The sequence below is a fragment of the uncultured Rothia sp. genome, from assembly GCF_916049665.1.
Taxonomy (GTDB): Bacteria; Actinomycetota; Actinomycetes; order Actinomycetales; family Micrococcaceae; genus Rothia.
In genome coordinates, this window is sequence record NZ_CAJZIE010000073.1 from 1 (window position 1) to 9,337 (window position 9,337).

At 57.1% G+C, this 9,337-nt stretch carries 4 protein-coding genes; 3 read left to right on the forward strand and 1 reads right to left on the reverse strand.

The features are described from left to right. Positions 1 to 393: 393 nt before the first annotated feature. Positions 394 to 1,149 (reverse strand): nicotinamide mononucleotide transporter, encoded by a 756-nt coding sequence (locus tag QZ540_RS07290; protein WP_294628807.1) that lies wholly within the window; start codon positions 1,147 to 1,149, stop codon positions 394 to 396. A 489-nt stretch (positions 1,150 to 1,638) separates the two neighbouring features. Here QZ540_RS07290 and QZ540_RS07295 point away from each other — a divergent pair, with 489 nt between their 5' ends. The 3 genes from QZ540_RS07295 (at position 1,639) to QZ540_RS07305 (ending at position 8,985) form a co-directional block, all read left to right on the forward strand. Beyond that, positions 1,639 to 2,718: an S-layer homology domain-containing protein gene (locus QZ540_RS07295; RefSeq protein WP_294628809.1), complete on the forward strand. Its 1,080-nt coding sequence runs from the start codon at positions 1,639 to 1,641 to the stop codon at positions 2,716 to 2,718. A 392-nt stretch (positions 2,719 to 3,110) separates the two neighbouring features. Further along, entirely contained in the window at positions 3,111 to 6,221 is a 3,111-nt protein-coding gene (locus tag QZ540_RS07300) for a DUF5074 domain-containing protein (RefSeq protein WP_294628811.1), read from the forward strand. Positions 6,222 to 6,792: 571 nt separating this feature from the next. After that, on the forward strand, positions 6,793 to 8,985 hold the full coding sequence (locus QZ540_RS07305; protein WP_294628813.1) for an LPXTG cell wall anchor domain-containing protein: 2,193 nt from the start codon (positions 6,793 to 6,795) through the stop codon (positions 8,983 to 8,985). The last annotated feature ends 352 nt before the right edge of the window (positions 8,986 to 9,337 follow it).

Sequence of the window (9,337 nt, forward strand, 5' to 3'; positions counted from 1 at the left end):
CTCCCTCCCATAAATATATCAAGGTGAATAATGAAAGATTCTCAACCATAATAGTTATATAAGCAAGAGGGAATTAAGTATATCAAGGCGAATAATGAAAGATTCTCAACCGCGCCTCGTTCACCATCTTGGCCGCCGTAAGTATATCAAGCAACTCGGTCAGTCGGTCGGCCGGTCATAAAAATAGTAAACAACTATTGAAAGATTCTTAGCCCTCAATGAAAGCCCCTCCGGTCTATTCATTTTAACAAATATGCGTACTGCTAGGCACAAATAGCAAGAATATTAAAATAAGCCCCTCGACCCACAGTAGTAGACTGCAGGTCGAGGGGCCTCCTTATGTATTAGCGTTAGCTGGTAGAAAGGTCAGCGCCCGAAAACTAGGGAACCCCCTTACGCCACCGCCACGGTACCCTTGGCTGCGGTGCCATTTCGGGTCCACAGCAGCAGCGCTGCCACGCTGTTGATGATGTAGAAGATGTACTTGCCGACGTTCGCGAAGTTGCCCTGGGTTAGCGCCTTAATGCACTGCACGGTGTTGTACACGGCCCAGAACTGCCACTGCATCGTGAGCTTGAGCGCGTTCAGAATGTTTGCTGACAGGGAGAGACCAAACACTACGGTCGTGATCCAGAACAGGAACGAGGTCTTGCCGTCGTAGCCAATGTAGTTCGCGACCAGGGAGAACGCGAACGAACCCACCACAATGCCACTAATAATCAGCTGACCCTTAGCGCCGGTCGGCGGTTCCATTGCCTTGCCGCGTTCAGAGTTCTGCCACCTACGAATCGCGAAGGTGTACACGATGAACGTGACCGGGTAGGTGATGATTGCTGCCTTGTTGCCCATAATGTAGTCAATCGCGCCAGACAGTGCCGTATTGATAATGCCGAGCACGTTGCCGATGTTTGAGAGGCGGCCGGTCAGGCGGGTAGACATCATTGAAATACCCACGTTAATCACGGAAATCACGCCGAGGGGAATGAGTTTCGTGATTGGGCCCCAGTCGACGTATTTGTCGAGGGTGGTGCTCAGGTATCCTGATGCGACTGCGATGGCGATAACCAGTGCTACGCCGAAAAGGTCGGCGTACTTGGACTTTGCGAAAAAGAGGAGGGCCTTCTCGTATGAGAATTCCTTGGCCTCCATGGGTAACTCCTTTGTTGAGAATATAGAAACAGTGATAGGGTACCAATAACTATAACTCTTTGAAAAGGGTTCGAAACGGCGTGTCGCACATAAAACCTCAGAATCCCACATGTTCCACATCCCGGAACACCTCGGTGTAGAACAACCCGAAGTTACCCCATCAAAAACCCATACCAACTTCCGGCAAACCTTGCCAGATAACGCCCCTACCTCGCCGGACACCGAAAATGGGCGTAAAATCACCGCCGGTTCATCTTCGCTTTAACAGAAACCTTAAGGTACGCTAGATGACTGGGTCAGGGAACTCGTGCCGGTCTCACTCACCGCGCATCCGCCCGACAGACACCCGCACCCCGCACGCTGCGTCTCACTCACGCACGCCAGGGGAGGGAACCCAACGTATCGGCCTCACTCACCGTTTACGCCGCTGTCCGCGCGTCCTGCCACCCGTAACTCACTCAACTCAAACAAGAACTGAATAGGACAATCATGCCCTTGCTTACCCATCGACTCTCACGACGATTCTTCGTAAAGGGTGCTTCCGCCGCCGCCGCTGCAGGCGCACTGACCCTGCAGGCACAGGCTGCTCAGGCAGATGAAGCACCCACCAACATTGCCCCGGCAACCGAGGAAACTAAAGGCCCGCGCCTCGTCATTCAGCGCGCCACCATCACCGAAACCGGTATGACCGTCAACTACACTGCACACGGTCTGCGCGAATTCCTCACCGAAGGCACCACCCTGACCGTACGCCACGGCTACGTTCGTAACGATTCTTTCGAAACTCTACGCTCCTGGCCGCTCACCCCCGAATTTGACGGTGACGCTGACAGCTTCAGCGGTAGCGACCAGTTCCCCATCGAGCTGATGCAGGGTGAGGGTTTCGATCACGCCCTGCAGCTGGATATTTGCTCCGACCCGTGGGGCCAGGAGATTACCCACCAGATTGCTGCGCGCATCCCCGTGGCTGAGACTAAGATTCTGAAGACTTCTTTCGAGGATGTTCCGGATAACCACCCGTTCGCTGAGGATATCCGCATGGCGAACCAAAAGAAGTGGCTGATGCCGAACCCGCAGACTGGCGCGTTTGAGCCGGACCGCCCCGTGACCCGTGAGGAGCTTATTGCTCTGCTGAACCACGCCGCCGGCCACGCTGGCGTGAGCGAAAACTCTGAGGTTGGCCCCTTCGCGGATGCGGCAGGCCGCCCGACTGCGAACGCCCTGCACTGGGCTCGTGACCGCAAGATTACCGAGCCGCTCACCGGTGGCGACAAGATTGACCCGACCGCACCGGTTTCTCACGAGGAGCTGGCGGCTGTACTATTCCAGTACAACGCGGAGGTTCAGCTGACCGAAATGAACGAGGCTGCTGGTTCTCGTTTCCGCGACGTGCTCGGTGCCGGTACCCTGCACCGTTACGTTGCGTGGGCTGGCGCGAACGACATCGTTCTGGATTCTTCGGGCGTGTTCAAGCCGACCGCGCCGACTACTCGCGCGGAGCTGGCTCGTTTCATTCGCCGCTACAAGCTGCAGAACCTGCTGTTCACTGACTTCTCGTACGTTTCCTAAATCTCGTACGGCTCCTAAATTTAGCTAACCCCGGCACGGCGCGTGCTTGTTGGGGTTCGTGAAACCCCCGTCTTCTGGCTTTTGCTGGAGGCGGGGGTTTCGCTATGCCCCGTATTGCCGCTTCTCGGGGAGTTTTAGTGACAGGCTGTGCCTGTCATATGAAATTTTGCGTTATATATGCCTAAAATCTTGCAAAATCCTGTGCGCTAAGTAAGTATTACCTAGAAGGTAAATTAAAGGTTGCCTTACTTAATACTGTGTGAAGGCTAGTTCACTCCTTGTGGGTGCACGAAACACCCGCCGTAAAAGGCAGAAAAACACGGCGCCTCACCGTCCCCGTAAGCGGGGGAGAGACGCACCTCCACACACCACCCACGAAAAAGGACATACATATGAACCTCGCTTCGAGCAAGGCATTCAAGGGCCTCGCCGTTGGATCGCTGGCACTGGCAATTTCAGGTGTTGCCACCATCCCCGCATCGTTCGCGGCAGACTCCACCCCGGCGGCAAGCCAGAGCACTGACGCTCGCACCATCACCGATAAGGCGATGGCTAAGATCACTCAGGGCCTGCCCGGCCAGTTCCAGGTCGCATATTCCAAGAAGACCAACAAGATTTGGGTTGCGGGCACCGCTGACCGCGACGAGCACGTTTCCACTATTGCTCGTATTGACGCGAACTCCCTGAAGATTGAGGCTGTCGCCGAGTTGCCCATCGTCAAGAACGACAAGGGCTACTCCTACGAGGGTGCGTACGGTATCACCGTCGATGACGAGGAAGGTACCGTGTGGGTGACCAGCACCCGCGATAACTCCGTTGCCGTGTATGATCAGGCGACCATGAAGCAGCTGTGGACCAATGCGGGTCTGAGCAAGGACGACCCGAACTGGATTGAGCACCCCCGCGAGGTGCGTGTTGATCACGAGTCGGGTAAGGCTTTCGTGACCGGCCGCTTCTTTGTCTCGGCTATCGATCTGAAGACCAAGAAGGTCGAGAAGATTCAGCTTGAGGGTGCGCCCGATGGCGGTACCCGCTACATCAGCATGAACATTCTGGTGGACGGCGGCAAGCTGTACGTGCCCGAACGCACCGGCGGCAAACTCTTCGTGATCGACACCAAGACCTTCAAGGTCGAGAAGACCATCTCTGTGAAGGGCGATAAGGACGGCGAGGTTCGCCCCTCTGACGTGGCTATTGACCACTCGCAGAACGAAATTTACGTCTCCTCCCAGGGCGTGAAGGGCGAGAACTCCGGTGTATCCGTGTACGATGCGACCACCTACGAGTTCAAGAAGTTCATTCCCTTCGGCACCCAGGCGCTCTCGCTCGATAACGATGAGGCCAACGACCTGGTGTACGTGACCGACTTCGGCACCGGCAAGGTGGGCGTGATTGACGGCGGCGCAGCGGACAAGCTGATTGCCGAGGTCGCCATGAACGGCGGCAAGGCAAACGACCTGGTCGTACTGCCCAACGGCTCCGTAGTTGCTGTCGACAAGCAGGCTGGCGCAACCGCAACCGTGCCCTACGTCCTCGACGGCACCACCGGCACCGTCAGCACCTCCAGCCAGGTCACCAGCAAGCCTTCTAAGGACAAGCAGGGCAACGAGGTTCCCGCCAAGACCTCCGAGATTCAGGCGAACTCCATCCTGAAGTTCAAGGTCACCGCAACTGCAGGCGACAACTCCGAAGTCAAGCAGGTCACCCCCGAAACCCGCGAGTTCCAGGGCTATCCCGCAACCGCCACCAAGACCAAGGCAACTGACAACAACGCCACCACCCCCTCCACCGAGGCTCACCGCACCGTGGACGCAAACGCTAGCGTTGCAAACATCATTCAGGGTCTGCCCGGCCAGTTCCAGGTTGGCTACTCCAAGAAGAACCACAAGCTGTTCGTACCCACCGTGGGTGCGCGCGGCGGCCTCGCTTCCTCCCTGGCACGCGTGGATGCAGACACCCTGCAGACCGAGGCATTCGCCGAGCTGCCCGTGAAGAAGAACGACAAGGGCCAGTACGGCTACACCTCCGCATACGGTGTGACCGTTGATGACGTGGACGGCACCGTCTGGGTTACCAACACCATCGACAACTCCGTGGCAGTGTACGACCAGCAGACCCTCAAGCTCATCTGGACCAACGAGGGTGTGAAGGAAGACGACCCGAACTGGATCGAGCACCCCCGCTCTGTTCTGGTTGACCACGAGTCCGGTAAGGCATTCGTGACCGGCCGCTTCTTTGTCTCCGCTATCGACCTGAAGACCAAGCAGGTTGAGAAGATTCAGCTCGAGGGCGCACCCGACGGCGGCACTCGCTACGTGAGCATGAACCTGTTCCTGGACGGCGGTAAGCTGTACGTGCCCGAGCGCACCGGCGGTAAGCTCTTCGTCGTGGATACCAAGACCTTCAAGGTTGAGAAGACCATCCAGACTCAGGGTGAGGACTCCACCGTTGAGGTTCGTCCCTCCGATGTTGCTGTGGACCACTCGCTGAATGAGATTTACGTTTCTTCCCAGGGCGTGAAGGGCGTTAACTCCGGTATCTCCGTGTACGACCTGAACACCGGCGAGTTCAAGAAGTTCGTCAAGTTCGGCACCCAGGCGCTCGCCCTGGAGCACGATGAGGACCGCGACCTGGTGTACGTGACCGACTTCGGTACCGGCAAGGTGGCTGTCTTCGACGGCCGCGCTGACGAGGTCATCGGCGAGGTCGAGATGAACGGCGCAGCCGCGAACGACGTGACCCTGCTCAAGGACGGCTCCGTACTGGTCCTCGACAAGAAGGACCGCGACGAGAAGGTCACCCTGCCCTACGTGCTCAACGGCACCACCGGCGAGATCACCACCGCCAGCGAGTACACCACCCTGCCCGGCAAGGACCGCCAGGGTAACGACGTTCCCGCATCGGTTCAGCAGCTGAAGGCTAACTCGATTCTGAAGTTCAAGGTTGGTCTGAAGGACACCGACGCGAGCGCAGCTCCGGTGGGTATCACCCCGACTTCGCTGCAGTTCGCGGGTTACCCGACGGTGACCGGTGTGAAGGCTGAGGAGCCGAAGCCTGCTGACCCGAAGCCTGCTGACCCGAAGCCTGCAGATCCGAAGCCTGCAGATCCGAAGCCTGCTGACCCGAAGCCTGCTGACCCGAAGGTAGATGACAAGAAGGCTGAAGATAAGAAGTCTGAGGACGCTAAGTCTGAGGACGTTAAGTCTGAGGATAAGAAGTCTGACGCTAATACCGGTGCACAGGACTCCAAGTCTGCTCCGGATGCTGTGAAGGCTGATAAGTCCGGTTCGGCTGTGAAGAACGGCGGTTCCTCCGCAGGTGGTTCCGATAATTTGGGCGGTGGCTCCTCGGTAGCTAAGAGCGACGTAGGCTCCTCGCAGGCTGGCTCCTCGCGTGGCGCTCTGGCGAACACCGGTGCTAACGCTGTGATGCCGCTGGTTGCTTTCGCTTCTGTGGCTCTGATTGCGGGTGCTGCCCTGGTGATGCGCCGCCGCAAGGCATAGCGTTTAGCTCTCGGGCTTAAAAGCTCGATATAACGCGTGAAAAGGCGGGTATTTTCTCTTTCGGATTCTTCGAATCTGGGGGAGGGGTACCCGCCTTTTGTGTGCCCGCTTGGGCTAATGCTGGGTAGGTGGTTTTAGGACATATTTATATATGTGCACTTGCCTGTAAAAATATAGGTTTTGAATGTCGAGAAATGTTTAACTCGTGATGAATCCTGCGGGCGCGCCTCACCTAAACATTTACATTAATGTGTAAATATAAAAGCGTCACAATACCCCTCGTGACCTGGGTTTTTGCCCGCAAGGGCAAGGAAAAACCGGGGGAGCACCTCAACCTTCACGTGATACTGAAGGCGAATTAGGGGATCACTCACAAAAACACAAAACACGCCCACGTCGCTGCTTGTATTTTCCTGGGAAAACATTGAGGATTAGAAGGTAGGTAAATTTATGCGTTACCTGCATTTCTGCTTTTCGTGCCGTCGAATATGTCACCGCATATTCACGGGTGTCTCGTTAGCATTCGCATGCGGCATGTGAGCACTTCCGTTACACATTTGAAGGACACACATTGAACCTCACTCCCTCCTCGGGCAAAGCACTGAAGGGGCTCGCCGTCGGCTCCCTCGCGCTCGCAATCTCCGGCGCAGCCATGATTCCTGCCTCCTTCGCAGCACCTAACACCGCAAACCAGACCGCGACCACCAGCGCATCGGCTCCTTCCACCGCATCGCTGAGCCGCGTTGTTGACACCTCCGCGTCCGTCGCGCAGATTACCCAGGGTCTGCCCGGCCAGTACCAGGTTGCCTACTCCAAGGCGACTAACAAGATTTGGATGGTCGGCGTGGGTGCACGTGGCGACCTCGCCTCCACTATTGCTCGTGTCAACGCAGACACTCTTCAGATTGAAGAAGTAGCAGCGCTTCCCTTCGAGCTGGATAAGAACGGCGAATTCGGCTACATTTCCGCGTACGGCATCACTGTTGATGACGTGTCTGGCACCGTGTGGGTTACTAACACCACCGACAACTCCCTGTCCGTGTTCGACCAGAACACCATGGAGCAGATTTGGACTAACCACGGTATCGCCGAGAGCGACCCGAACTGGATTGAGCACCCCCGCTCCGTGCTGGTGGATCACAACTCCGGCAAGGTGTTCGTGACCGGCCGCTACTACGTGTCCGCAATCGACATGAAGACCTTCGAGGTTACCAAGCTGCAGCTGGAGGGCGCCCCCAACGGCGGTACCCGCTACGTCGGCATGAACATGACCATTGATGGCGACAAGCTGTACGTGCCCGAGCGTACCGGCGGCAAGGTCTTCGTCATCAACACCAAGACCTTCAAGACCGAGCAGGTTATTCAGACCCGCGGCGAGAACTCCTCCGTTGAGGTTCGCCCCTCTGACGTCACCATCGACCACTCCGAGAACGAAATTTACGTCTCCTCGCAGGGTGTTGATGGCGTGAACTCCGGTATCTCCGTCTACGACCTGACCACCGGTGCGTTCAAGAAGTTCGTCAAGTTCGGCACCCAGGCGTTGTCTATGGAGAACGACGAGAACCGCGACCTGGTGTACGTGACCGACTTCGGTACCGGCAAGATCGCTATCTTTGACGCTAAGACCGACCGTGTCATCGGTGAGGTTGAGATGAACGGCGGTAAGGCTAACGACCTGACCGTCACCGAGGATGGCTCCGTCATCGCTGTGGACAAGCAGGACATTGCTAACACCACCGCGGCAGTACCCTACGTGCTGAACTCGAAGACCGGCGACGGCTCCATGACCGACACCTACACCTCCAAGGCGACCGTGGACCGTAACGGCAAGGCTGTTCCTTCCTCGCAGCAGAAGCTGGTTCCGAACTCCATCGTGAAGTTCTACGCTGAGGTTTCTGATGGTGAGTTCACCTCCACCGCGACCATTAACCCCGCTAAGGTTCCCTTCCAGGGCTACCCGAAGCAGGCTACCGCGGTGTTGATTGACCCCACCCTGAACTTCGCTGAGGGCACCGTCGACATCACCCGCCCCTACACCTTCCACGTGTCCGGCTACGACTTTGAGAAGCCCCCGGCCGAAGGTGTTCGCCTGTTCCTCGTCAAGGAAGGCGAATGGTCGATGGGTTTCGACAAGCTGACCGATAGCGAGCTGGCAAGCATCCAGAAGGTGTCCACCATTGTTCCGGCGAGCGCGTTTGTTTACAACGCACGCACCGGCAAGTACTCCTTCGACGCAACCCTGCGTGTTCCCGCGAACACCATGCAGTACAGCCAGGGCTACATGCTCGGTACCGTCACCGCTGGTTCTGACGTGGCTACCAACCGCAATTACGACTCGGCTGTTTCGCTGATCGTCAACGACGCGAAGGATGCCGGCAACGCAGATAACCGCGATGAGGCTGACGAGCCGGCATTCCCCGCCAACGCCTCGGCATCGCCTTCCGCATCTGCAGCAGTAGCAGAGAAGCCGGCGGCTGATCAGCCCAAGGGTGAGCAGCCGAAGGCTGAGGAAGCTAACGACCAGCTGGGAACCACCGCGAAGACCGCGCCGCTGAAGAACTCTTCTTCGGTGAAGTCTGAGTCCCAGCCTAAGGGTTCTAACTCCGATGCTCAGGTGAGTGCTTCGGCTACCAAGTCTGCGCCTCAGAGCAAGGGCTCGCTGGCTAAGACCGGTGCTCAGAACGTTCTGAGCCTGGCTGCCGTTGGTGCGTTCGCACTGATTGCTGGTGCCGCTGTGATGGTGCTTCGCCGCCGTAAGGCATAGTTTCTTGCTCTAGTTTGAGCGGATGCGCCCCGTATACTGTGCGGGGCGCATTTTTGTGCCTTGATGTCGTTGTATTTGAATGAGGCGGGCACGGGTGCGGAGGCGGGCGCGGCGGAGGCGCTGAACGTCTGCCGGGGGAGTGCCTGATATAGCTGGACAAGAGCCTGTGCGGTAAGTCTTGCACTCAGTGTAAAATATGTGACTCATTTCACTGCTTTTCGATTTGGTTGTTTCCTGGAATCTCTGTATAGTTATATGTGTTGCCAGGGAGACCTGGTAAAAGAGATGTAAATCTCACGGCCCCATCGTATAGCGGCCTAGTACTCCGCCCTCTCACGGCGGCAACACCGGT

Bases quoted from the DNA above. Each gene is read 5' to 3' on its own strand.
- QZ540_RS07290 (WP_294628807.1), bottom strand. From the start codon at position 1,149: ATGGAGGCCAAGGAATTCTCATACGAGAAGGCCCTCCTCTTTTTCGCA.
- QZ540_RS07295 (WP_294628809.1), top strand. From the start codon at position 1,639: ATGCCCTTGCTTACCCATCGACTCTCACGACGATTCTTCGTAAAGGGT.
- QZ540_RS07300 (WP_294628811.1), top strand. From the start codon at position 3,111: ATGAACCTCGCTTCGAGCAAGGCATTCAAGGGCCTCGCCGTTGGATCG.